This window comes from Mycobacterium sp. PO1, from assembly GCF_017312405.1.
Classification (GTDB): Bacteria; Actinomycetota; Actinomycetes; order Mycobacteriales; family Mycobacteriaceae; genus Mycobacterium.
This window is the reverse complement of record NZ_BLTG01000021.1, coordinates 84,232-107,075: the sequence shown is the minus strand read 5'-3', so window position 1 is coordinate 107,075 and position 22,844 is coordinate 84,232. Positions and strand designations below refer to the sequence as shown.

Below are 22,844 nucleotides of genomic sequence, written 5' to 3'. Positions count from 1 at the left end.
CTTACCGGCACTGCCAATTCGGGGCCCGCTTCTCCCGGAACGCCAGCGGACCCTCCTGGGCGTCCTCGGTACGCACCACCCGCTCGCGGAACGTCTCGGCGAGGATCTCCCCCTCCAGCAGCGGCAGGTCCAGCGTCTTGTGGATGGCCAGCCGCGTGCCGCGCACGGCCAGCGGGGCGTTGGAGTTGACGAGGTCTGCGATCTCGTGGGCCCGCTCGAGCAGCCGCTCGTGTTCGACCACCTCGGTGATCATCCCGAGCTCGTAGGCGCGCTGCGCGTTCATCCGTTCGTGCTTGCCCGTCAGCGCCATCCGCAACGCCACCGAGCGCGGCAATGCCCGGGCCAGTCGCACCATCTCCCGGGCGGCCACCAGGCCGATACTGACGTGCGGATCGAAGAACGTCGCCCTGTCCGAGGCGATCACGATGTCACCGGTGGTCACCCAGTCCAGGCCGGCGCCGCAGCAGATGCCGTTGATGGCCGCCAGTACCGGCTTGGCCATCCGGCGAAACGGGGGAGTGCCCTCCTGCGGGGCCTCCCACTGGTCGTAGGTGGACAGATAGGGCCGCTCGTAGATGACCTTGCCGTCCTCGGGGATCTCGGTGACGTCGGCGCCGGTGCAGAACGCCCGGCCGTTGCCGGTGACGATCATCAACCAGATGTCGTCGTCACTCTCGGCTTCGTCGTAGGCAGCGCGTAACTCGGTGATCATGTGTGGCGACAGCGCGTTGAGCGCCTGTGGGCGATTCAACGTGATGGTCGCGGTGTGTCCGGTCACCTCATAGGTGATGGTGTCGTAGTTCTCGGCTGTCCCCACGTGGTGTCCTTCGCTCATCTGCCTTGGAAGTCCGGTGTGCGCCGGTCCCGGAAAGCGGCCAGACCCTCCTTGAAATCAGCGGTCCGACAGCTCAGTTCGAGGCTGGCCAGTTCATGGGCCATCGACTGGCCCAGTGTGGCGTGCAGGCCGTAGTTGATGGCCTGCTTGGCCAGCCCGATCGCCACCGTGGGCCCGGAGGCCAGCCGCTCGAGCAGCTCGTCGGTGGCGGTGTCGAGCTCATCGTCGGCGACGGCGTCGTGGATCAGTCCCCACTGCGCCGCCTCGGATCCGTTGACCTTCTCGCCCAGCAGCAGCATGCGTTTGGCCCTGCTCACCCCGGCCAGCCGCGGAACCAGCCAGCTCGCCCCGGAGTCCGGGCTGAAACCGCGGTCGACGAAGGGTTCCCACAGCGTGGCTTCGGTTGCCGCGACGGCGAAGTCGGCGGCCAGGGCCAGATTGGCGCCCAGGCCGACCGCCCACCCGCGCAGCCGGCACACCACCGGAAGCTGCATGGTCGCGACGAGCTCGACGAGCCGGTTGGCCGTGTGCGGGATCCGCCGGGTGAGGTCGCCGGTCCTGGGGCGGCGCCCCTCGCTGTTGGTGGCCACCCAGTCGGCGCCGGCGCAGAAGTCGCCGCCGGCCCCGGTCAGGCACACCGCGCGCAACGAGTCATCGGTGGCGGCGGTGGTCATGATGGCGACGAGCTCGTCGATCATGGTGTGGCTCAGCGAGTTACGTCTGGACGGCCGGTCCAGGGTGATTCGCAGGACCGAGCCGTTGCGGCTCTGGCGCACCGCGCCCGCGTCGGCGTCGTCACGCACCGGCTGCCGTCCTCTCCGCACCCGGCGGGCTATACAGATAGCCATACCGTTGGTAGTTCGATTACTATCCTGTACAACTTAGCAAGGAAAGGCCGTCTGCGGAACAGTGTCAGTGCAGCGCATTCGCCAGCCCCGGGTGGCAGAGCTCGTGGCGTCTCGGCTGCGCGACGACATCCTCACCGGCCGGCTGGCCGAGGGTGACGTCCTGCCGTCGCAGGAGGCCCTGTTCGCCGAATTCGGCGTCAGCCCTCCGGCGGTGCGCGAGGCCATCCACATCCTGGAGTCCGACGGTCTGATCTCGGTCCGGCGCGGCAACGTCGGCGGGGCGGTGGTGCATCTGCCGTCGGCCGAGCGCACCGCCCAGATGATCAGCATGGTGCTGCAGACACGGGCGGCGACGCCGGGTGACGTCAGCGAGGCGCTGCTGCACCTGGAACCGATCTGCGCCGGGCTGTGCGCGGCCCGCGCGGACCGCATGACCGAGGTGGTGCCACATCTGCAGGCGGCGATAGACGCGCAGTCCGAGCAGTTCGACACTCCGGCGCGCTACGTCCCCAACGCCCGCCGGTTTCACGAAGAGCTCGTCTCGCGGTGCGGCAACGAGCCGATGATCCTGCTCATCGGCGCGCTGGAGGTGATCTGGTCGGCGCACGAGTCGGCGGTGTGGAGCGACGAACACCATCCCGACGACCCGATAAACCCCACGACGATGCGCGCCGCGTTGCGCGATCACCACCGGCTGCTCGGCGCGATCGCCGACGGCAACACCGCCCGCGCCCAGCGCCTGGCGGCCGCCCACCTGGCCGCCGCCCGGCGCACCACGCTGGCGGCCGGTGCGGACCGGACCATCGAAGCCAAGTTGATCTCGAACCGCGACTGAACAGGGGATCCGATGACCTCCACCGCCGACGACCGCGTGCTCTTCGACGCCGACCGCGACAGCCGCATCGCGACGATCACGCTGAACAATCCCGCGCAACGCAACTCCTACGACGCCTCCATGCGCGATCTGCTGGCCCGCCACCTCGACGAGGTGGCCGACGACGACGACCTCACCGTGGTGCTGCTGCGCGGCGCAGAGGGGGTGTTCAGCACCGGCGCCGACATGAACAACGCCTATGGCTGGTACGGCTCCGAGAGTGCCGACACATCCGACGGTGCCCGCAGGGCGCGACCCAGCCAGCGGCGCCGGCTCACCGTCGACCGCAGGTCGTTCGGCTTCTATCACAACCTGATGGGCTTCCCGAAGGTCACGGTCGGCGAGATCAACGGCTATGCGCTGGGTGGCGGCTTCGAGATGGCGCTGATGACGGACATCTCGGTGGTCGGACGCGCCACCCGGATCGGAATGCCGGCCACGCGGTTCCTCGGGCCGGCGCTGGGCAGCCTGCACATGTTCTTCCACCGCCTGGGTCCGGTGCTGGCCCGGCGACTGCTGCTCACCGGTGACATCATCACCGCCGGTGAGATCGAGCACCTCGGGGTGTTCACCGACACCTGCGATGGGGCAGCTGTGACGGCGCGGGCGCGCTACTGGGCCGAGAAGGCCGCGAAGATGCCGGCTGACGGCGTCGTGATGGCCAAGGAAGCGTTCCGGCTGGTCGAGCAGACCCAGGCCTATCAGGGGGAGGAGGTGGCCAGCTATCTCTTTCACGCATTCGGCACGAATCTGCAGTTCGCGCCGGGGGAGTTCAACTTCGTCAAGACCCGCGCCGAGCACGGCACCAGGGCGGCGTTCCGGCTCCGTGACGAGCACTTCTTCGTCCCCGAACCCGCCCGGGAACCGGGCCAGACATCCGAGTGAGTCGGCTCACCCTACTGCCCGCACTACAGTATCTGTTAGTTTTGTAACGTCGCATTCCGTTGAAACCGAGGTCGAGATATGCCCACACCCGTCATCGTCGGTGCCGCCAGGACGGCCATCGGCCGGTCTTTCAAGGGCACGCTGGTCAACACTCCGCCGGAGACCCTGATCACCACGGTGCTGCCCGAGGTGGTGCGCCGCTCGGGAGTGGACCCAGCCGAGATCGATGACATCATCTTTGCCGAATCGCACTACGGTGGTGGAGATCTGGCGCGCTACGCGGCCGATGCCACCGGCCTGACGGATATTCCCGGCCAGTCGGTCAATCGGCACTGCGCCGGCAGCCTCACCGCGATCGGCAATGCCTCGGCCCAAATCGGCTCCGGGATGGAGCGGGTGCTGATCGCCGGCGGGGTGCAGTCGCTGTCGATGACCCCGCTGGTCAACTGGCGCATCCCCGGTCCGGAGCTGAAGTTCGAAGAGAAGTGGATGCCGCCCACCCACGTCGAGACCCCGGACGCGCCGACTCGTGACATGTCCATCACCGTCGGCTGGAACACCGCGCAGTCCTACGGCATCAGCCGCGAGGAGATGGACGCGTGGGCGGCGCGCTCACACCACCGCGCCATCGCGGCGATCGATGCCGGCAAGTTCGCCGACGAGATCGTGCCGCTGAAGGTCACCCAGTTCGACGGATCGGTGGTCGACTTCAGCGTCGACGAGCAGCCCCGCGGCGACACCACCGTGGAGAAGCTGGCCGGACTGAAAGTGCTGCATCCCGAGATCGAGGGCTTCTCGATCACCGCGGGCAACGCCAGCGGCACCAACGACGCCGCGGCCGGCGTCGCGGTGGTCGAGCGCGACTACGCCGCGGCCAACGGGCTCGATGTGATGGCCACCGTCAAGGCCTGGGGGGCGGCCGGGGTCTCGCCCCGCGACACCGGGCTGGGTGCGGTCAAGGTCATCGGCAAGGTGCTCGATCGCGCCGGGCTCACCCCGTCGGACATCGCGCTGTGGGAGATCAACGAGGCGTTCGCCTCGGTGCCGATCGCCGCCTGCAAGGAGTACGGCCTCGACGAGGAGCTGGTCAACTTCTCCGGCAGCGGCTGCAGTCTCGGCCACCCGATCGCCGCGTCCGGCGCTCGCATGGTGACCACGCTGATCTACGAGCTGCAACGCCGCGGGGGCGGAATCGGTATGGCGGCCATGTGCGCCGGCGGTGGCCAGGGCGGCGCCGTCATCGTCGAGGTCTGAGACTCCGGTTGAGGTCGCAGATCCTGGGGTCTATGTGCGGGAGGCGGCCTTACCCCGGGTTCCGGCACGAGGACTCTTGGCGGGCTTGCGGGGTGTCTTCGTATTCGCCTCGAGCAATCTGGCGGCGTGATCGAGAATGCATTCCAGTCCGAACTCGAAACTGCGGTCGTCGGACGCGACGCGATGGTGCCCGGCCTGGACGATGGTCGCCAACAACGGTGTGCTGTCCGGGTCCACCGATTCGTCGATGTCGCGGGGGCTGTCCTCGGCGGCGAGGTTCTTGTCCCGGAGACGCTGGAGCACCACCGACCCCCGGACATGCGTCGACATGGCCGAATAGGTGTCGAAGGCCTGTTCCGGTGACAGTCCGGCCTCGACCAGGCTGTTGATGGCCTTTTCCACTTCCTGCACGCCCACCTGGGCCGTCCGGGGGCTCAGTGCGGAGCGGATCAATATCAGATCGCACAGGATCGGGTTGCCGTTGAAGGTCTCGCGCATCGACCGGGCGTGGTTGGCCAGCGTCTGGCGCCAGTCCTTGGCCTCGACATACGGGGTGGCGAAGGCGTACTGGCGCAACGCGCGGTCGGTCATCGCGTTCAGCAGGTCGTCCTTCTTGCGGAAATACCAGTAGATGCTGGTGACGCCGACACCCAGATGTTTGCCCAGCAACGGCATGCTCAGGTTGTCGATGCCGACCTGTTCGGCCAGTTCGAACGCGCCCTTGATGATGTCGTCGGGATTGATGGAACCGCGCTCACGCCGCTGGCGTTTCTCTGCGGTCGCCTGCTTCGCCACTGAGGGAACCTCCGTCACTTCGTTGCTGCGCGCACGACTCCCCGGTGCGGGATGATTGTCCGGAATGAGTCGACAGCGCGTGTCGTGAACTGCGTCTTTGCGTCCAAGTCGCTGCCTCGCCGTAGCTGTGACCTTACCGGCAGACATCGGAGGGGGAACGGCCGCCGTCGATTCACCCTACTACTGTAAGTCCTATAGTAAGCTTTTCCAGCGATACCCGGCGATATCCTGTCCGTCGAGCGTGGCGGAATGCGAAAGGGGCACAGTGTCAGACGAGGTTCTGCTCGAGCGTCAGGGACGGACGCTGATCATCACGATCAACCGGCCGGAGGCGCGCAACGCCTTCAATCTTGCAGTGGCGCAAGGCTTGGCCGATGCGGTGGACGAACTCGACGACACGCCCGAGCTTTCGGTGGGGATCATCACCGGCGCGGGCGGCAACTTCTGCGCGGGAATGGACCTCAAGGCGTTCATGGCCGGTGAGGTGCCCGCGATCGAGGGGCGCGGGATCGGTTTCACCGAGCGCCCGCCGCGCAAGCCGCTGATCGCGGCCGTCGAGGGCTATGCGCTGGCCGGCGGTACGGAAATCGTGCTGGCCACTGATCTGATCGTGGCGGCCAAGAACGCGAAGTTCGGCATCCCCGAGGTCAAGCGTGGTCTGGTCGCCGCCGGGGGCGGGTTGCTGCGACTGCAGAAGAAGATTCCGTATCAAAAGGCGCTCGAACTCGCGTTGACCGGCGACAGTTTCACCGCCGAGGAGGCGTCCGCGTGGGGGTTCGTCAACGTGCTGACCGAACCGGGTGAGGCGTTGGCCGGCGCACTGGAGTTGGCCGAGCGGATCACCGCCAACGGTCCGCTCGCGGTCGCGGTGACCAAGGAGGTCATGACCAAGTCCGCCGACTGGACGGAGGCGGAGATGTGGAAGAAGCAGGGCGAACTGGTGTTTGCGGTGTTCTCGTCCAAGGACGCGATGGAAGGGGCCACTGCGTTCGCCGAGAAACGCAAGCCGAACTGGACCGGTACCTGACCTGCTCGGGAGGTCTCCGATGAACGCCGGTGTCACCGTCGCCGTGGTCGGCGGTGGGTGTGGGATGGGGTTCGGTGCCGACATCATCGTCGACGGCGGTGACGACTGATCGATCGAGGGGCGGCGAATGGCCACGGCGGCGGAGGCGCGGGACTGGGCGCGGGTAGCCCTGCGCGGAATCGGAGACTCGCTGTACACGCCGTTCTGCGGGCCCGACGGGGACGACATCGACTGGGCCGCCTACCGGCATCTGGTGCGTCACTGCGTCGGCGACCTGAACCATGAAATGCTCTGGTGTACAAGTGGTGTAGCCGAGTTCTGGTCGTTGACCATCGAGGAGCGCAAGCGACTTCTCGAGGTGGCGATCGAGGAGGCACGTGCGATCAACCCCGAGGTGGTGGTGCAGGCCTGCGCTGCGGCGACGGCGGCCAAGGACTGCCTCGAGCTGACTCGCCACGCCGAGGCGGCCGGAGCGGACATCGTCTACCTGCAAACACCGATGATGGAGACCCACGGCGGCGAGGGTGTGCTGAACTTCTTCCGCTACGTCGCCGATCGCACCGACATCGCGCTGGGGATGTTCAACTCGCCGTCGTCAGGGTATGTGCTGACCGCCGACGAGAGCGCCCGCATCGTCGCCGAGATCCCTGCGGTGTGCGCCTCCAAGGAGGGCGCCTTCCGGCCCGCGAACAGCAGGCGGCTACACGATCTGGCGCCGGAGCTTGTGATCTGGGAATGTGACACCACCGTCTACCGGGCCGGCTGGTTGCACGAGGGGATCGTGTGCGCCGCGCAGCTGGGCACAGCCGGCTACCTGATGGAGACTCCGCAGCGGCGGGTCTTCACCGACTACTGGAACCTGATCTGGGACGGCAAGCTGATCGAAGCGATGGACTACGCACGGGTCAGTGGCATGGATCAGTTCGAGGCCGATCGGGGTCCCTGGTTCACCTGCTATCCGGGCCGTCCCGACTACTTCACCCACTGGGGCGGTGCGTTCAAGTATGCCGCGTCCGTACTGGGGCTGCCGATCGGCAACCACCCCGAATCGCGACCTCCGCAGGCGGCTCTGCCCGAGGCTGCGAAAGCCCAGATCCGCAATGCCTACCGGCGTTTCGGGTTGGTCGAGCACTGAGCGCGACCCCTCGAACGCGGCTTGTCGAAGGATGTACCGATAGGTGTACAGTATGAGCAAATATCGCGGCTGAAGTGCGAGGAGCTGATCGAGCGATGAGGACGTCGCGGTGACCGTTTCCGACACGACGAGTCCCGTTCTGTTCGAGCTGCGCGACAGCGGCGTGGCCGTGGTGACGCTCAACCGGCCGGACCGGATGAATGCCTGGGGCGGCGGTTTGGCCGGTGCGTTCTATCGCTGTATCGATCGTGCTGCGCGTGATCCGGACGTGCGGGTGGTGGTGCTGACCGGCAACGGCCGGGCGTTCTGTGCGGGTGCGGACATGGGGGATCTCGACGCGATCGGCGAAGCGAGCACTTCGTCGGATACCGACGTGACGCAACTGGTCGGCGAGCGGCATCCGTACTTCGTCACCGGGGTGAACAAGCCGATCATCGCGGCGATCAACGGCGCCTGCGCCGGGATCGGACTGACCCAGGCCCTGATGTGCGACATCCGCTTCGCCGCCGCGGGCGCGAAGTTCACCACCGCGTTCGCCCGTCGCGGTCTGATCGCCGAGTACGGCATCTCCTGGATCCTGCCCCGTGTGGTCGGCTGGAGCTCCGCGCTGGACCTCCTGCTCAGTGGACGCACCTTCTACGCAGAGGAAGCACTCGAGCTGGGGCTGGTCAAAGAGGTCGTGCCCTCCGACGAACTGCTTCCGCGAGCCTTGGCTTACGCCGACGACATCGCGCGCAACTGCGCGCCCACCGCGTTGGCGGTCATCAAGCGGCAGGTGTACGACGACGCGCTGCGCGACATGGTCGCCACCAGCGCTCAGGCCGAAAAACTCATGCACGAATCGATGCAACGCCCCGATTTCATCGAAGGCATCACCGCATTCTTCGAAAAGCGACCGCCGAACTTCCCGCCGTTGGAGGAGGAAAAGCCATGACCGCACATCCCGTGCAGCCACTGGACTACCGCGCGATCGACGTGGACAACCACTACTACGAGCCGCTGGACGCGTTCACCCGGCATCTGCCCAAGGAGTTCAAGCGTCGCGGGGTGCAGATGCTCACCGAGGGCAAACGCACCTTCGCTGTGATGGGGGGTGTCGTCAACCATTTCATCCCCAATCCGACGTTCGATCCCATCATCGAACCGGGGTGTCTGGATCTGTTGTTCCGCGGCGAGATTCCCGACGGTGTCGATCCGGCCTCGCTGATGAAGGTCGACCGGCTGTCTGAGCACCCCGAGTACCAGAATCGCGATGCCCGGGTGAAGATCCTCGACAAGCAGAACCTCGAGACCGTCTTCATGCTGCCGACGTTCGCCTGTGGCGTCGAGGAGGCGTTGAAAAGCGACATCGAGGCGACGATGGCCTCGGTGCACGCGTTCAATCTGTGGCTCGACGAGGACTGGGGATTCGACCGTCCCGACCACCGCTTTTTGTCCGCGCCGATCATCTCGTTGGCTGATCCCGACAAAGCGGTCGAAGAGGTCGAGTTCGTGCTGAGCCGAGGCGCCAAGATCGTCTGCGTGCGGCCCGCGCCCGTGCCCGGGTTGGTCAAGCCGCGCTCGCTGGGTGATCCCGTGCACGATCCGGTGTGGGCCCGGCTCGCCGAGGCTGGCGTGCCGGTGGTCTTCCACCTCTCCGACAGCGGATACCTGGCCATCGCGGCGCTGTGGGGTGGCCAAGACACCTTCGAGGGATTCGGCAAGAAGGATCCGCTGGACCAGGTGCTCCTCGACGACCGGGCCATTCACGACGCGATGGCCTCGATGATCGTGCACCAGGTGTTCACCCGGCATCCGAAGTTGAAGGTGGCCAGCATCGAGAACGGGTCCTACTTCGTCTACCGGTTGATCAAGCGGCTGAAGAAGTCCGCCAACACCGCGCCCTCTCACTACAAGGCGGACCCGGTCGAACAGCTGCGCAACAACGTGTGGATCGCGCCCTACTACGAAGACGACGTGAAGCTGCTCGCCGAGACCATCGGGGTGGACAAGATCCTGTTCGGATCCGACTGGCCGCACGGAGAAGGCCTGGCCGACCCGATGACGTTCACCGCGGACATTCCCCAGTTCCCGGAGTTCAGTGCCGAAGACACCCGGAAAGTGATGCGCGACAACGCGCTGACGCTACTGGGCGAAGACGCTCTGGTCACCGCGTAGCGGTCATCGGACCAGGTCTGTGCACGTGAGGAGCGAATAATCATGGGGGAGTGGACTATCGGTGATGTCGTCGACGCCATCGCCGATGTCGTCGGAGACCGGCACATGACGGTGTGCGGCGAGCGCACGACGACCTACGCCGAGATGGCAGAGCGCACCCGCCGCTTCGCGAACTTTTTGGCGGAGCGCGATTTCGGTGTCCACTGCGATCGTGATCAGCTCGACGGCTGGCAGTGCGGCCAGGACCGGGTCGCGTTGATCATGTACAACGATCGCTACCCGGAGGTGGTGATCGGGGCGTTGAAGGCGCGTTGCGTGCCGGTCAATGTGAACCATCACTACACCCCGCGTGAGGTGGCAGAACTCCTCGACTACGTCAAGCCCCGGGCGGTGGTCTGTCACCGCGCACTGGGCGCCAAGTTCGCCGATGTGCTGCCCCCGGCGGGCGCGGAGCTGATGATCGCGGTCGACGACGGCAGCGACGCCCCGGCGCTACCCGGTTCTGTCGATCTCGACGATGCAATCACCGCAGGTGATCCAGACAGCTGGATCAAGGGTTCACCCGACGACCTGATGATGTACTGCACCGGCGGCACCACCGGCCGGCCCAAAGGTGTGTTGTGGCGGCAGAGCGACACCTACGTGTCATCGATGCTTGGCGCAGACCATGAATCGGCCACCGAGATCCACCACAAGGTACGTGACAACCAGGGCCCGCCCTGGTTCGCGGTGTCTCCGCTGATGCACGCCGCGGGCCTGTGGACGGTGTTCTCCGGGGCTCTGGCGGGTCTACCCGTGGTGCTCTACGACGATCGCGCGAAATTCGATCCGAAGACGGTGTTACGGACCGCTGAACGGGAGAAGGTCGGGCTGATGACCATGGTGGGTGACGCCTATGCTGCTCCGTTGATCGAGGAGCTCAACCGCGGCAGCTACGATCTGTCCACGCTCTACGCCGTCGGAACCGGCGGCGCGGCAACCAATCCCAAACACGTTCAGGCGTTGCTGGACAAGCTTCCGCATGTGACGATCATCAACGGTTACGGGTCGTCGGAAACCGGCAACATGGGGTTCGGGCACAACCGGATGGGGTCCAGCCGCGAGACGTTCGACCTGCGCGAGGGCGGGACGGTCGTCTCGGCTGATCTGGCCAGGTTCGTCGAGCCGGGCGACCCGGAGATCGGCTGGGTGGTGCGCAAGGGGCGAATCCCGCTGGGCTACTTCGGCGACCCCGATGCGACACGCGCGACGTTCCCGGTGGTCCAGGGGCAGCGGGTGGTGGTGTCCGGAGATCGGGCCAGCCTCGAGGCTGACGGCACGCTGCGGTTGTACGGCAGGGACTCGTTGGTCGTCAACACCGGCGGCGAGAAGGTGTTCGTCGAGGAGGTCGAAGCTGTGCTGCGCGCGCACCCCGGCGTGGCCGACGCCCTGGTCGTCGGGCGCGACAGCGACCGCTGGGGCCAGGAGATCGTGGCTCTGGTCGCCACCCGACCCGGCATCACGGTGGCGGGCGATGACCTGCGCGTCGCCTGCACCGCGGCGCTGGCACGGTTCAAGACGCCCAAGGAGTTCATCGTCGTCGACGAGGTGCGCAGGCTCGGCAATGGCAAGGCGGACTATCGCTGGGCGAAAGCTCTTGCCGCCGAATCGAACACGATGGTGGTCCCGTGACGCAATCGGTTTCCCCGACAGCCAATCCCAGAGTCATCGACTGCCTGGTGAACGTCCACTTCGGCGAGACCGCCAAGCAACCGGAGTTCATGCTCAAGGTGCGCGACGACTATTTCAAGGGACCCCAGTCCCTCTATGACCAGGTCGAGCTACCTGCTCTGCTCGACGAGATGGACGAGTACGGCGTCGTCAAGGCGATTCTGATGGACAATCTGGTCAAGCCGTCGGTGACTGCCCGCGAATTCGTCGAGAAGCGACCCGACCGGTTCGCGCTGGCCATCGGCGGGGTCAACCTGCTGCGCCCGGTGCCGGCGCTGGCCGAGCTGACCGCCGTGCGCAGGGACCTGCCCGTCGCCTACGCCGCGGTCGGCCCGAGCTTCTGGGGCGACGGCATGTACCCGCCCAGCGACGCGGTCTACTACCCGCTTTACGCCAAGTGTGCCGAGCTCGGGCTGCCGCTGTGCGTCAACACCGGGATCCCCGGTCCACCGATCCCCGGAGAGGTGCAGAACCCGATCCACCTGGACCGGGTGTGCGTACGATTTCCCGAACTGAAGTTGTGCATGATCCACGGGGCCGATCCGTGGTGGGACATCGCGATTCGGTTGCTGATCAAGTACGCCAACCTGCGCATCATGACGTCGGCATGGTCACCCAAGCGGTTGCCCGAAAGCCTATTGCACTACCTGCGTACCCGCGGCAAGACCAAGGTGATCTTCGCCTCCGACTGGCCGGTGTTGCGGCAGAGTCGCGTCGTACCTGAGGCGCTCGCGCTCGAGCTGCCGCCCGAGGTCCTGGACAACTATCTGTTCAACAATGCCGAGAGCTTCTTCTTCGGACAGGAGACCGACTGAGTATGGACCGCTACGAACTGCGCAGGCTGGACTACAGCCTGTCCGAAGACCATCAGGCATTGCAGGCGGCCTACAGGGACTTCTTCGCCTCCCGGTGCCCGATCGAGACAGTGCGCGCGGCCGAGGGGTCAGGGTTCGACAAGAATCTGTGGGAGCGGCTGTGTGCCATGGGCGCAACGACCATGGCGGTGCCGGAGTCGGTCGGTGGTGACGGGGCGACGCTGGTGGACCTGACGTTGGTGGCCGAGGAGATCGGTCGGTCGCTGGCCCCGGTGCCATGGATCGACCACGTCTGTGCTCAACGGTTGCTGGCCCGGCTCGGCGAGGTGAACGCCGACGTGGTCAACGGCACGAAACTGCTCGCCCTGGACCCGCGGCAGGACGCCGTGACGGGCAGGCGGCTGATTCCGGCCGGGTCGGTCGCTGAACAGGTGCTGGTCCGGGACGGGACCGAGATCGTCGCCTTGACCTTCGCTTCTCGGCCGGCCCGTGTCGACAACATCGGCAAGCTGCCGATGGCGTGGATCGACCCGGCAACTGCCGACAGCCGCACCGTGCTGGCCGATGGGGCCGACGCGCTCGCCGAATACCAGCGGGCACTGGACGAATGGCGGTTGCTCACCGGCGCGGCTCTGGTCGGGCTGGTGGAGGAGACGATGACCATCGCCGCCGAGTTCGCCAAGACCCGCTACACACTGGGGGTACCGATCGGGACGCTGCAGGCCATCTCGCACCCGCTGGCCAACATCGCCATCACCGTGCAAGGTGGACGCAACCTCGCGCGGCGCGCGGCCTGGTTTTTGGACAACGAACCGGCCGAGCGGCGCGAGCTGGCGCCGTCGGTGTTCGTGTTCATGGCCGAGGAGGCGGCCAAGGCGGCGACGATGGCGGTCCACGTGCAGGGCGGTCTGGGGGTGTCCGCCGAGGCGGCCGCTACGGCCTATCTGGTGCGGGCTCGGGGCTGGGCGATCGCCGGGGGTGACCCCGCGACCACCGCGAAGTACATCGCCGCGGTCGTGGCCGAACGGGAAGGGCGGAGCTGAGCAATGGATTTCTCCCGGGTGCAATTGTCCGACGAGGACCAGAAGTTCCAGGACGACGTTCGCGAGTTCCTCAGCGAGATCGTCACCGAGGACGTCATCCGGCGCGACCGCGAGACCGGTGACAACTTCGACGAGGGCGTGCATCTCGCGCTCGGGGCGGCCGGCTACCTCGAGCAGGAATGGAAACCGGATTCGGACAAGGCTTTCACCCGGGTGCGGCGCCGGATCTGGGAATTTGAGAAGCGCCGCGCTCATGTGCCGTGGGTGACCTCCGGCACGACGGCGATGATCGCCCGGTCGGTGGAGAAGTTCGCCTCGCCCGAGCTGAGGGAGGAAGTGCTGCCAGGGGTCTACAGCGGGCATGTCCGCATGTGCCTGGGCTACACCGAGCCCGAGGGCGGCTCGGATGTGGCCACCTGCAAGACCAGGGCGGTGCGTGATGGTGACGGGTGGATCATCAACGGATCGAAGATGTTCACCACCGGCGCGCACAACTGTCAGTACGTCTTCCTGATCACCAATACCGACCCGACGGCTCCCAAACACAAGAGCCTGACCATGTTCCTGGTTCCGCTGGACTCCCCGGGGGTGGAGATTCAGGGCATCCGCACCGTGGACGGAGACCGCACCAACATCGTCTACTACAGCGACGTGCGGGTCGACGATCGCTATCGGTTGGGCGCGGTCAACGACGGCTGGACGGTGGTGCGCGAGCCGCTGAACGCCGAGCACGGCGCGGTCGACGCGGCCGACGACGGGTTGGCGGACGTGTCGATCATGATGCACCAGGCGATGTTCATGGCCACCGCGGTGGACAAGGCCGCGCAGCGGTGCGCGGTCGACGACGGCGCGGTGGCTTACCGGCTGGGCCGCAGCGTCGCCCGGATGGAGGCGGCCCTGTCCGCGCCGAGCATCTTCGGCCGGGTCGCCCTCGCACAGACCATGCGCGACATCTCTCCGGATTTGATGGACATGCTGGGCGCGGCCTCAGCGCTTCCCGACGGTGCGGACGGAGCCGCCGACGACGGGGCCGCCGAATACATCTACCGGTTCGCACCACTCGTCGGCATCTACGGCGGCACGCTCGAGGTGTTCCGGAACATGATCGCCCAGTACGTGCTGGGACTCGGCAAGCCCGCCTATGCCGCGCCGACTGCCACGAAGGAGTCCTGACGTTCAGTCGCCGAGGGTGAACTCACCGCGAAAAATCCCGCGCGTTTTCGCACTCAGTTCACGCTCGGCGTGAGGAACTGGGCCGCTGGTTGGGCGTGAGTAACTGGGTCGCTGGTTGGGCGTGAGTAACTGGGTCGCTGGTTGGGCGTGAGTAACTGGGTCGCCGGTTTGGCGAGAGGAACTGGGGTTGGGCGTGCAGGTGAGCTGCTAGGTGCTCAGGATGGTCGCGCCCGCCGTGCCGGGCGCGCCGTAGAGCTGAGCGAAGCCGACCTTCGGTTCGCCGGGGATCTGGCGGTCGCCGGCCTGGCCGCGCAGTTGCCGGACGATCTCGTGGACCTGGCGCAGTCCGGAGGCGCCGATCGGCTCTCCGTTGGCCAGCAGTCCACCGTCGGTGTTGATCGGCATCGACCCGCCGATCTCCGTGGCGCCGTCGGCGAGCAATTTCTCCTGGTCGCCGTCGGCGCAGAACCCGGCCTCGGCCATGTGGATGATCTCAGCGCCGGCATCGGTGTCCTGCAACTGGATCACGTCGACGTCAGAGGGTTCGATTCCGGCCTTCTCGAACGCTGCACGGGCGGCGTACACGGTGGGCGCCACGTCTTCGTCCACCGGGGCGAAGGTGGTGTTCACCTCGTAGGCGCCGTACTTGCGGGTACGCACCTCGACCGCGCGCACGTACACCGGTTTGTCGGTGTAGCGGTGGGCGAGGTCGGCCCGGCACATGATGACTGCGGCCGCTCCTTCATCAGGTGAGCAGAACATGTACTGGGTCAGCGGATAATTCAGCATCGGTGAATTCAGCACAGCGTCTTCGGTCATCGGTTTGCGGCGGAATGCGTGGGGATTGAGGGCACCATTGCGCAGGTTCTTGGTGACGACCTTGGCCAGCGTCTGACGGCTGATGCCGTGCTGATGCAGGTAGCGGTTGGCCTTCATGCCGAAGAACTGGGTGGTCAGATACTGGCCGTTCTCGGCGTACCAGGCCGGCATGCCCACCAGCGCCGGGTCCTCGGTGAACGCGCCTCGAGGGTGCTTGTCCATGCCGACGGCGATGCCGATGTCGTAGTCGCCCAACCGGATTCCGTCCGCACAGGCCTTGGTGGCGCTGGCTGCGGTGGCACAGGCGTTGAAAACGTTGGTGAAGGGGATGCCGGACAACCCGACCATGCCGACGATGGCGTCCGGATTGGCCACCGTCCAACTGCCGCCCACCCCGAACTGGATGTCGTACCAGCTGATCCCGGCGTCTGACACCGCGGCGCCGATCGCGTCGACCCCCATGTCCATCGCGGATTTACCCTCGAACCGGCCGAACGGGTGCAGGCCGACACCGATGATCGCGACATCAGTCATCGTGGTGAATCCTTTCGGGGCGGCGGAAGAAGTGGATCCGGCCGTTCGGAGTCCATGCAACAGTAAATCTTACGGTAATGCCCCCAGGATGAGAATGCGCGGTTCGGCGAAGCGCAGACTGCGCGCGCCTGATGGCGAAGAGCAACTGCGCCCGCCAGATGGCGAAGAGCAACTGCGCGCGCCGGATGGCGAAGAGCAACTGCGCGCGCCGGACGGCGACGCGTCCAGCTGGGTGTCGCCCGCGTGTGGTTCGACGTTGCGCTCGCGCGGGGCCGTCAGCAGGATAGGCTTATCGAAAGCGCAACCGGATGCCTTACAGGAGGTGGGCGCGTGGCCGCCGACACCGAGCAGGACGCCGTGGTGTTCGACCCCTTCTCCGCGGATTTCTACCGGGATCCGCACGCGTTCTATCCCCGGCTGCGGACGCAGGCGCCGGTGTTCTACAACGCGGAGTACGACTTCTACGCACTGAGCCGGCACGCCGACGTGGCGGCCGGGTTGAAGGACTTCGCCACCTATTCGTCGGCCTATGGCGTCGACCTGGGCATGGTGCGCACCGGACAGAAGGCGCCGGCCAAGATGATCATCTCGATCGACCCGCCCGAACACCGGGTGATGCGCAGCCTGGTGAACAAGGTGTTCACCCCGCGCGCGATCAGCGCTTTGCACGACATGGTGTCCGACACCGTGGACAGATTCCTCGCGGCAGCGTCCGCCGGGCCCAGTTTCGATGTGGTCAGCGACTTCTCGGTGTACTTCCCGGTGGATGTGATCACCCAGATGCTGGGGGTCCCCGAAGAGCGGCGTCAGCAGGTCAGGCTCTGGATCGACGAATCGTTGCACCGCGAACCCGGCCAGATCGACATCTCGGAATCCGGCAAGCAGGCGATGGCCGAGATGTGGCTGATGTACTACCAGCTCATCCAGGAGCGCCGCGAAGCTCCGCGCGAGGACATGATCAGTGCCCTGATCGCCGCCGAAGTGACCCGTGACGACGGGGCCACCGACCGGCTGCGGGACTCCGAGATCGCCGGGTTCGCGACGCTGCTCGGCGGTGCCGGCGCCGAGACGGTGACCAAGTTGGTAGGCGGTGCCATCGCCACCTTCGCCCGCCATCCCGAGCAGTGGCAACAGCTGCTCGACGACCGCTCGAAGATCCCCGCCGCGATCGAAGAACTGCTGCGCTACGACGCCCCGGTGCAGTACAACGTCCGCCGGTCCACCCACGAGGTCACGATGAACGGGGTCACGATCCCGGCAGGCGCCCCGGTGTTCCTGCTCGGAGCGTCGGCCAACCGCGACCCCGATGCCTGGACCGCACCGGATGACTTCGACATCAACCGCGATCGCACCGAGGCGCAGAACCTGGGATTCGGCTACGGCATCCACAGCTGCCTGGGCGCCGCACTGGCGCGGATGGAAACGCTGATAGCGCTGGACAAGCTGCTGGATCTGATGCCGCGCTACGAAGTGCTCTGGGACGGCTGCCGCCGTGTCAGCATGCAGAACGTCGCGGGCTACTCGCATGTCCCGGTGCGGATCCTGGCGTGAGGCTCAGCGCGGGTCGACCATGTCGCGCAGCCGCTCGGCGGGAAACACGGAGGCCCCCGCCGCCCGCACCCGGTCCGCGAGACCGCGGTCGGAGGTGGCGACCCGGATCTGCTCGGGGCGGGGATCGGCGGTGACGAGGCGGACGATCTCGTCGTCGGCGGAATTCGGCGCGGCCGCCGAAGCATGGGTGACGGTGACCGCCTGCGACTCGATGGGCGGCGAAGGGGGACGTTCGAACACCACCGTCACATCGGCGTTCGCGCGCACCGCCCACTGTCCGAGGCATTCCACCAGTGCGCCCATCGCGGCGCGGCGGTCGCGCCACCACCCGTCAGGACGGCAGCCGATCACGTTCATCCCGTCGACTATCCAGCGCACCGATTTCGACACTATCCCCAACAGCTGCATGCGAAGGTGGATGACATGGCCGACACCACCACCAACATCGAACACAAGGTGACGTTCTGCCGCATCTGTGAGCCGCTGTGCGGCATGGTTGCCACCGTCGAAGACGGCCGGCTCGTTGCGTTGCGACCCGACAGGGACCACCCGCTGTCCACCGGATTCGCGTGCCAGAAAGGCATCGCCTTCACCGAGGTGGTCAACGACCCCGACCGGGTCACCATGCCGCTGCGGCGCACTCCCACCGGTTTCGAACAAGTCGGCTGGGACGAGGCGATGACCGATATCGCCAACCGCCTCTCGCGCATCGTGGGCGAGCACGGGCCGGGCGCGGTCGGCTGGTACATGGGTAATCCGGGGGCGTTCAGCTATGCCCACGTGCTGTCGATCCTGGCGTTCATCAAGGGGCTGGGCCGCGGCACGCACTTCTACACGGCTTCCTCGCAGGACACCAACAGCCGGCTGATGGCCAGCCAACTGCTCTACGGCACCCCGATCTCGGTACCAATACCGGACCTGAACCGCGTCGACCTTCTGGTCGTGATCGGCGCGAATCCGGTTGTCTCACACGGCAGCTTCCTGACCGCGCCGCGGATCAAGGACCGGATGAACGACGTCGTCAAACGCGGCGGGCGGGTGGTGGTGGTCGATCCACGACGGACCGAGACGGCTGCGGCGTTCGAATGGTGCGGGATCGTGCCGGACACCGACGCCTATCTGCTGCTGTCGTTGCTGCAGGTGATGTTCGACGAGAACCTCGTCGACGAGCGGCGGATCGGCGCGCAGGCCGACGGGCTGGGCTGGCTGCGCGCGCTGGTGGCGTCCTTCGCGCCCGAGACCACCCAGCGGCACACCGGCATCGAGCCCGACGTGGTGCGTGCGCTGGCGCGAGACCTCGCCGCCACGCCGCGCGCGGCGATCTACGGGCGGCTGGGCACCTGCGTCGGGCGCCACGGCACCCTGACCTCGTATCTGATCGATGTGGTCAACCTGGTGGCGGGCAACCTCGATGTGCCGGGCGGGTCGGTGTTCGGCAGTCTCGGGCTGCCCGGTCAGCGGCTGGTGAACATCGCGATGGGCGCGGCGTTGCGGCGCACCTACCGGCGGCGGCGTTCGCGCATCGGCGGTTTCCGCTCGGTGATCGGCTCCGAGCCGGCCGCGCTGATGGCCAAGGAGATGCTCACCCCGGGGCAGCGCCAGATCCGGGCGATGTTCATCAGCGCCGGCAACCCGGTGCTGTCGGTACCCAACGGTCCAGAGCTGGAGTCGGCGTTGGAGTCGGTCGAATTGTCGGTGGCGCTGGACTTCTACCTCACCGAGACCACCGCGCACTGCGACTACGTGCTGCCGGTCACCACGATGTACGAACGCGACGATTTCCCGCTGACCTTCCAGATGTTCCAGGCCACGCCGTTTCGTCAGGCCACCGAGGCCGTCGTCGAACCGCCCGGGCAGGCGCGCCAGGAGTGGGAGATCATCGGTGACCTGATCGGACGCCTGAACGGTGAATCGACGGTGTTCACGATGTTCGGTGCGGCCAACCGGTTGCTGCGCCGGGTCGGCATCGAGTTCACACCTCGCAGGTTCGCCGACGGCGTGATCCGGGTCTGCGCGGGCGGTGACCGTTTCGGATTGCGCCGCAGCGGTCTGACGTTCGACCGGCTCACCGCAGAACACGCCCACGGAACGGTCCTCGACGATAACCTGGCCACCGGTGTCCTCGGTTCGGTGATCGGCTATCCGAAGCGCCGGATCCGGCTCGCCCACCAGGACATCGCCGCCGAGATCGCCGGGATGGCCCGCCGCACGGAACCCGAGGGCTTTCCGCTGCGGATGATCGGTATGCGCGAAACCCGTTCGGAGAACTCGTGGATGCACAACGCGCCGCTGCTCATGCGCGGTGATCGCGGCCAGCACGGGTTGATCAACGCTGATGATGCCGCCGAATTGGACATCAGCGACGGGGCCGAGGTGACGGTCAGTTCGCCTTACGGTCAGATCAACGTCCAGGTCTGCGTGACCAAGGACATCGTGCCCGGCGTCATCGCGGTGCCGCACGGCTGGGGTCACAGAGGGACCGGCGGGTGGCGGTTGGCCAACCGCGCAGGCGGCGCCAACGTCAACCAGCTGACCTCCAGCGATCCCGACGACGTGGAGGCGTTGTCCGGGATGGCCTGGTTGACGGGGGTACCGGTGCGCCTCGACAAGGCGAATTCCGCCCTGGCAGGCCTTGAAAAGCCCTGACGCGCAGCGCGTCAGGCGATGGCGCCCACGTCCTTGAGGGCCTCGATCCGGTCCCAGTCCAGCCCCAGTTCCATGAGTACGATTTCGGTGTGCTCAGATGCCTGCGGGGCGCGGGTGGTCTCCAGCGGTTCGTGGTTGAACTGCACCGGTCCCCGAACCACTTTGAATGGCCTGCCACCGTCGTTGGCGTCCACCTCGACGATCATGTCGTTGGCGATGGCCTGCTCGTCGGTGGCCAGATCGACCAGGCTCTGGAACGGCGCCCACTGACCTTTCATCGACTTGAGGTGCTGGCGCCAGTATTCGAACGGCTTGGCCGCGATCGCCGCAGCGATGAGTTCGACACCCGCTTGGGCGTTGTTTATCAGCGGCAGTACGTCGCAGAAGCGCGGATCGTCAGCAAGTTCGGGCAGGCCGAGGTGTTCGAACGTGTCGCGGATGTAGCCGGTCGGGCTGACGATGCACAGGTTGATGGTTTCACCGTCGGAGGTCTGATAGTTGGCCATGAACGGGTTGACCGACGTTGTGGTGCCGGGCATCAGTGACCGCATCGTCTCGCCGGTCTCCATGCCTTGGGTGACGCTCGCACCCGCGGCCCACCATGCGGTGCTGAGCAGGGAGACGTCGATCTCGACGGCTTCGCCGGTGCGTTCGCGGTGGAACAGCGCCGCGGAGATCCCGCCCGCGATGTTCATTCCGCCGATCGAGTCGCCGAAGGCCGGAATGCCCTGCGGCAGTGCCCCGCCCAGCTCCTCGGGGGTCAGCGCGTGCCCGACGCCGCTGCGGGTCCAGAACGCGGTGCCGTCGAAGCCTCCGACCAGTCGTTCGGCGCCCTTGTCCCCGTAGGCGCTGCCCCGGGCGTAGATGATGTTCGGGTTGACCGCGCGGATGTGCTCGATGTCGAACTTGTTCTTCTGCCGCGCCTGGGGCATGTAGTTGGTCAGGAACACATCGGCGGTCTTGGCGATCTCGTAGAGCACCTCCTGGCCTTCGGGGGTGGACACGTCGATGCCCACGCTGCGCTTGCCGCGGTTGGGGTGCTCGATGAGGGGATGGCGATTGGGGTCGAGCTGGAATCCGCCCATGTTGACGAAGCCACGTTGGGTGTCGCCGCGGACCGGGTGTTCGACCTTGATGACGTCGGCGCCCCAATCCGCGAGGATCGCGCCGGCGGCGGGCACAAAGGTGAACTGTGCGACCTCGAGAACCCGAACGCCCTGCATCACCTTGATCACGGAAGTTCCTCCTGACGACGGCGTCGACCCATGGCAGCGTGAGTGTAGCCGGGTGGAATTACTGTAATAGTTACCGTTGTAATTCCATGAAGGGCGTGGGGTGACAGGTGATCGACGTGCAGTCGCTCCCGCGAGTGAGAAGCCAGGGCTGTGAATCCGGGCCTACCCATAGCCAGGAACTCTATTTCGCGGGTTGGGCGGAAGCGGACCGGAACGTCACCGGCAGCGCCGTCGGTGACCGGAACGGCTGGCCGTGGATGTGCGGGTCGTCGTCGGTGACCAAGCGGATGTCGTCGAGCCTCGTGAGCAGGCATTCGACGGCGACCCTGGTCTCCATCCTGGCCAGGTGCAGCCCCATGCAGGTGTGCTCGCCGGCGGCGAAAGAGATGTGCGGGGTCCGCGTGCGGAAGATGTCGAACTCCTCGGAGCGTTCCCAGCGGCGCTCGTCGCGGTTGGCCGAGCCGATGCACACGTCGATGACCGAGCCGGCCTCGATCGGCACCCCGTCGATCTCGGTGTCCTCGCTCGTGTAGCGCTGCACCGTGGTCAGCGGCGTCTCGAAGCGCAGTGCTTCTTCGATCGCCGAGCCGATCAGGCTGTGGTCGGCGTTGACGGCGTCGAACTGCTCGTGGTGGGTCAGCAGCAGGTACAACAGGTTGCCCGAAGACCGGTAGGTGGTCTCCAGCCCGGCTGGCAGCAGCAGGCGCAGGAACGAGAAGATCGCTTCGTCGGTCAGCCGTTCGCCGTCGATCTCAGCCGACACCAGGTGGCCGATGATGTCTTCGGTCGGCGATGATCGCCGTTGATCGATCAGGGTGAGGAAATAGTTCTCCAACTCCGCCGAGGCCTCGAAAGCGCGCTGGTAGTCGACCGCGTAGCTGATCAACGCCACCGCCCTTTTGCGAAACCAGGGCAGATCCTCCTGGGGGAGACCCAGCAGCGCCGAGATCACCCGGGTGGGAAATTCGAAGGTGAAGTCCCGCACCAGGTCTGCCTCGCCGATGTCGACGAGTTCGTCGATCAGCGAGGTGACCACCGGCCGGACGATCTCGGGCTCCCAGCGCGCCAGCGAGCGCGACTTGAACGCCGCGGAAACCAGATTGCGGTGTGCCCAGTGCGTCCTTCCCTCCATCGCCAGGATCGTCGGGCCGATGAACAGGCCGATGGTGGAGTCGTAGATCGTCGAGTTGAACACCTTGCCGTCACGGAACACCCGGTTGACCGCATCGAACGACACGGCTGCGTAGACGTTCTGCGGAGTCATCGAGGCCGGGGTCTTGGACCAGTCCATCACCGTGCCGCGGAACACCCCGCCTTCGCAACGTCGCCGGGCGAACATCGGGTAGGGATCGCGCAGGTCGAGGGGTTCGTCCATCTCGGTGTCTCGTACCGGCGATTGCACAGCTGGGCCTCCCGTCGGTTCTGCCGACCAATCTGCAAAGTCATACTGTAATACTTACAGTAGATGGTGTCGAGGACGCGTCACCGGCGTTCGGCCTGGCGGGGTT

At 66.3% G+C, this 22,844-nt stretch carries 20 protein-coding genes; 13 read left to right on the top strand and 7 right to left on the bottom strand.

What is annotated here, in order from left to right:
• Nucleotide 1 precedes the first annotated feature (1 nt).
• Both J3476_RS10300 and J3476_RS10295 read right to left on the bottom strand, forming a co-directional pair.
• A complete protein-coding gene (locus J3476_RS10300; RefSeq protein WP_286188531.1) occupies nucleotides 2–817 on the bottom strand; it encodes an enoyl-CoA hydratase/isomerase family protein in 816 nt (271 codons plus the stop codon).
• A gap of 14 nt (nucleotides 818–831) precedes the next feature.
• Nucleotides 832–1,638 carry an enoyl-CoA hydratase/isomerase family protein gene (locus J3476_RS10295; RefSeq protein WP_286182861.1) on the bottom strand — a complete coding sequence of 269 codons (807 nt, stop codon included), beginning with the start codon at nucleotides 1,636–1,638 and terminating at the stop codon, nucleotides 832–834.
• A 106-nt stretch (nucleotides 1,639–1,744) separates the two neighbouring features.
• Here J3476_RS10295 and J3476_RS10290 point away from each other — a divergent pair, with 106 nt between their 5' ends.
• The 3 genes from J3476_RS10290 to J3476_RS10280 all read left to right on the top strand — a co-directional run bounded on the left by J3476_RS10290 (nucleotide 1,745) and on the right by J3476_RS10280 (nucleotide 4,696).
• Nucleotides 1,745–2,518 carry a FadR/GntR family transcriptional regulator gene (locus J3476_RS10290; RefSeq protein WP_207066387.1) on the top strand — a complete coding sequence of 258 codons (774 nt, stop codon included), beginning with the start codon at nucleotides 1,745–1,747 and terminating at the stop codon, nucleotides 2,516–2,518.
• A gap of 12 nt (nucleotides 2,519–2,530) precedes the next feature.
• Nucleotides 2,531–3,442, top strand: coding sequence for an enoyl-CoA hydratase/isomerase family protein (locus J3476_RS10285; protein ID WP_207066386.1), 912 nt, complete (start codon nucleotides 2,531–2,533; stop codon nucleotides 3,440–3,442).
• A 78-nt stretch (nucleotides 3,443–3,520) separates the two neighbouring features.
• Nucleotides 3,521–4,696, top strand: a complete 1,176-nt coding sequence (locus J3476_RS10280) for a thiolase family protein (protein WP_207066385.1) — start codon at nucleotides 3,521–3,523, stop codon at nucleotides 4,694–4,696.
• Nucleotides 4,697–4,726: 30 nt separating this feature from the next.
• On the opposite strand, the gene J3476_RS10275 is transcribed toward J3476_RS10280, so the two are convergent.
• A complete protein-coding gene (locus tag J3476_RS10275; RefSeq protein ID WP_207066384.1) occupies nucleotides 4,727–5,491 on the bottom strand; it encodes a TetR/AcrR family transcriptional regulator in 765 nt (254 codons plus the stop codon).
• Nucleotides 5,492–5,756: 265 nt separating this feature from the next.
• Between J3476_RS10275 and J3476_RS10270 the strand changes: the two genes are divergently transcribed.
• From J3476_RS10270 to J3476_RS10235, 8 genes are all read left to right on the top strand, one after another.
• Nucleotides 5,757–6,518, top strand: coding sequence for a crotonase/enoyl-CoA hydratase family protein (locus J3476_RS10270; protein ID WP_207066383.1), 762 nt, complete (start codon nucleotides 5,757–5,759; stop codon nucleotides 6,516–6,518).
• Nucleotides 6,519–6,645: 127 nt separating this feature from the next.
• On the top strand, nucleotides 6,646–7,653 hold the full coding sequence (locus J3476_RS10265; protein ID WP_207066382.1) for a dihydrodipicolinate synthase family protein: 1,008 nt from the start codon (nucleotides 6,646–6,648) through the stop codon (nucleotides 7,651–7,653).
• A 109-nt stretch (nucleotides 7,654–7,762) separates the two neighbouring features.
• Nucleotides 7,763–8,587 (top strand): enoyl-CoA hydratase, encoded by an 825-nt coding sequence (locus J3476_RS10260; RefSeq protein WP_207066381.1) that lies wholly within the window; start codon nucleotides 7,763–7,765, stop codon nucleotides 8,585–8,587.
• A complete protein-coding gene (locus tag J3476_RS10255; RefSeq protein WP_207066380.1) occupies nucleotides 8,584–9,810 on the top strand; it encodes an amidohydrolase family protein in 1,227 nt (408 codons plus the stop codon). The genes J3476_RS10260 and J3476_RS10255 overlap by 4 nt, the downstream gene beginning before the upstream one ends.
• Before the next feature lie 42 nt (nucleotides 9,811–9,852).
• On the top strand, nucleotides 9,853–11,481 hold the full coding sequence (locus J3476_RS10250; protein ID WP_207066379.1) for an acyl-CoA synthetase: 1,629 nt from the start codon (nucleotides 9,853–9,855) through the stop codon (nucleotides 11,479–11,481).
• A gap of 89 nt (nucleotides 11,482–11,570) precedes the next feature.
• On the top strand, nucleotides 11,571–12,335 hold the full coding sequence (locus J3476_RS10245) for an amidohydrolase family protein (RefSeq protein WP_286182864.1): 765 nt from the start codon (nucleotides 11,571–11,573) through the stop codon (nucleotides 12,333–12,335).
• Between the two features lie 2 nt (nucleotides 12,336–12,337).
• The gene (locus tag J3476_RS10240; RefSeq protein ID WP_207066377.1) at nucleotides 12,338–13,378 is read left to right on the top strand and encodes an acyl-CoA dehydrogenase family protein; all 1,041 of its coding nucleotides are present in this window, start codon (nucleotides 12,338–12,340) and stop codon (nucleotides 13,376–13,378) included.
• A gap of 3 nt (nucleotides 13,379–13,381) precedes the next feature.
• Nucleotides 13,382–14,551: an acyl-CoA dehydrogenase family protein gene (locus J3476_RS10235; protein ID WP_207066376.1), complete on the top strand. Its 1,170-nt coding sequence runs from the start codon at nucleotides 13,382–13,384 to the stop codon at nucleotides 14,549–14,551.
• A gap of 207 nt (nucleotides 14,552–14,758) precedes the next feature.
• Here J3476_RS10235 and J3476_RS10230 read toward each other — a convergent pair whose 3' ends face one another.
• The gene (locus tag J3476_RS10230) at nucleotides 14,759–15,904 is read right to left on the bottom strand and encodes a thiolase family protein (RefSeq protein WP_207066375.1); all 1,146 of its coding nucleotides are present in this window, start codon (nucleotides 15,902–15,904) and stop codon (nucleotides 14,759–14,761) included.
• A gap of 330 nt (nucleotides 15,905–16,234) precedes the next feature.
• On the opposite strand from J3476_RS10230, the gene J3476_RS10225 reads away from it, so the two are divergent.
• Nucleotides 16,235–17,455, top strand: a complete 1,221-nt coding sequence (locus J3476_RS10225; protein ID WP_286182859.1) for a cytochrome P450 — start codon at nucleotides 16,235–16,237, stop codon at nucleotides 17,453–17,455.
• 3 nt (nucleotides 17,456–17,458) lie between these two features.
• Here J3476_RS10225 and J3476_RS10220 read toward each other — a convergent pair whose 3' ends face one another.
• Entirely contained in the window at nucleotides 17,459–17,833 is a 375-nt protein-coding gene (locus J3476_RS10220) for an NYN domain-containing protein (protein ID WP_207066374.1), read from the bottom strand.
• A 45-nt stretch (nucleotides 17,834–17,878) separates the two neighbouring features.
• On the opposite strand from J3476_RS10220, the gene J3476_RS10215 reads away from it, so the two are divergent.
• The gene (locus J3476_RS10215; RefSeq protein ID WP_207066373.1) at nucleotides 17,879–20,101 is read left to right on the top strand and encodes a molybdopterin-dependent oxidoreductase; all 2,223 of its coding nucleotides are present in this window, start codon (nucleotides 17,879–17,881) and stop codon (nucleotides 20,099–20,101) included.
• A gap of 11 nt (nucleotides 20,102–20,112) precedes the next feature.
• Here J3476_RS10215 and J3476_RS10210 read toward each other — a convergent pair whose 3' ends face one another.
• Both J3476_RS10210 and J3476_RS10205 read right to left on the bottom strand, forming a co-directional pair.
• Entirely contained in the window at nucleotides 20,113–21,324 is a 1,212-nt protein-coding gene (locus J3476_RS10210; RefSeq protein WP_207066415.1) for a CoA transferase, read from the bottom strand.
• Nucleotides 21,325–21,517: 193 nt separating this feature from the next.
• The gene (locus J3476_RS10205) at nucleotides 21,518–22,711 is read right to left on the bottom strand and encodes a cytochrome P450 (RefSeq protein WP_207066372.1); all 1,194 of its coding nucleotides are present in this window, start codon (nucleotides 22,709–22,711) and stop codon (nucleotides 21,518–21,520) included.
• Nucleotides 22,712–22,844 lie beyond the last annotated feature (133 nt).

Coding starts and splice junctions, on each gene's coding strand:
- J3476_RS10285 (WP_207066386.1), top strand. CDS start 2,531: ATGACCTCCACCGCCGACGACCGCGTGCTCTTCGACGCCGACCGCGAC.
- J3476_RS10280 (WP_207066385.1), top strand. CDS start 3,521: ATGCCCACACCCGTCATCGTCGGTGCCGCCAGGACGGCCATCGGCCGG.
- J3476_RS10265 (WP_207066382.1), top strand. CDS start 6,646: ATGGCCACGGCGGCGGAGGCGCGGGACTGGGCGCGGGTAGCCCTGCGC.
- J3476_RS10255 (WP_207066380.1), top strand. CDS start 8,584: ATGACCGCACATCCCGTGCAGCCACTGGACTACCGCGCGATCGACGTG.
- J3476_RS10250 (WP_207066379.1), top strand. CDS start 9,853: ATGGGGGAGTGGACTATCGGTGATGTCGTCGACGCCATCGCCGATGTC.
- J3476_RS10245 (WP_286182864.1), top strand. CDS start 11,571: ATGCTCAAGGTGCGCGACGACTATTTCAAGGGACCCCAGTCCCTCTAT.
- J3476_RS10240 (WP_207066377.1), top strand. CDS start 12,338: ATGGACCGCTACGAACTGCGCAGGCTGGACTACAGCCTGTCCGAAGAC.
- J3476_RS10235 (WP_207066376.1), top strand. CDS start 13,382: ATGGATTTCTCCCGGGTGCAATTGTCCGACGAGGACCAGAAGTTCCAG.
- J3476_RS10230 (WP_207066375.1), bottom strand. CDS start 15,904: ATGACTGATGTCGCGATCATCGGTGTCGGCCTGCACCCGTTCGGCCGG.
- J3476_RS10215 (WP_207066373.1), top strand. CDS start 17,879: ATGGCCGACACCACCACCAACATCGAACACAAGGTGACGTTCTGCCGC.
- J3476_RS10210 (WP_207066415.1), bottom strand. CDS start 21,324: ATGCAGGGCGTTCGGGTTCTCGAGGTCGCACAGTTCACCTTTGTGCCC.
- J3476_RS10205 (WP_207066372.1), bottom strand. CDS start 22,711: ATGGACGAACCCCTCGACCTGCGCGATCCCTACCCGATGTTCGCCCGG.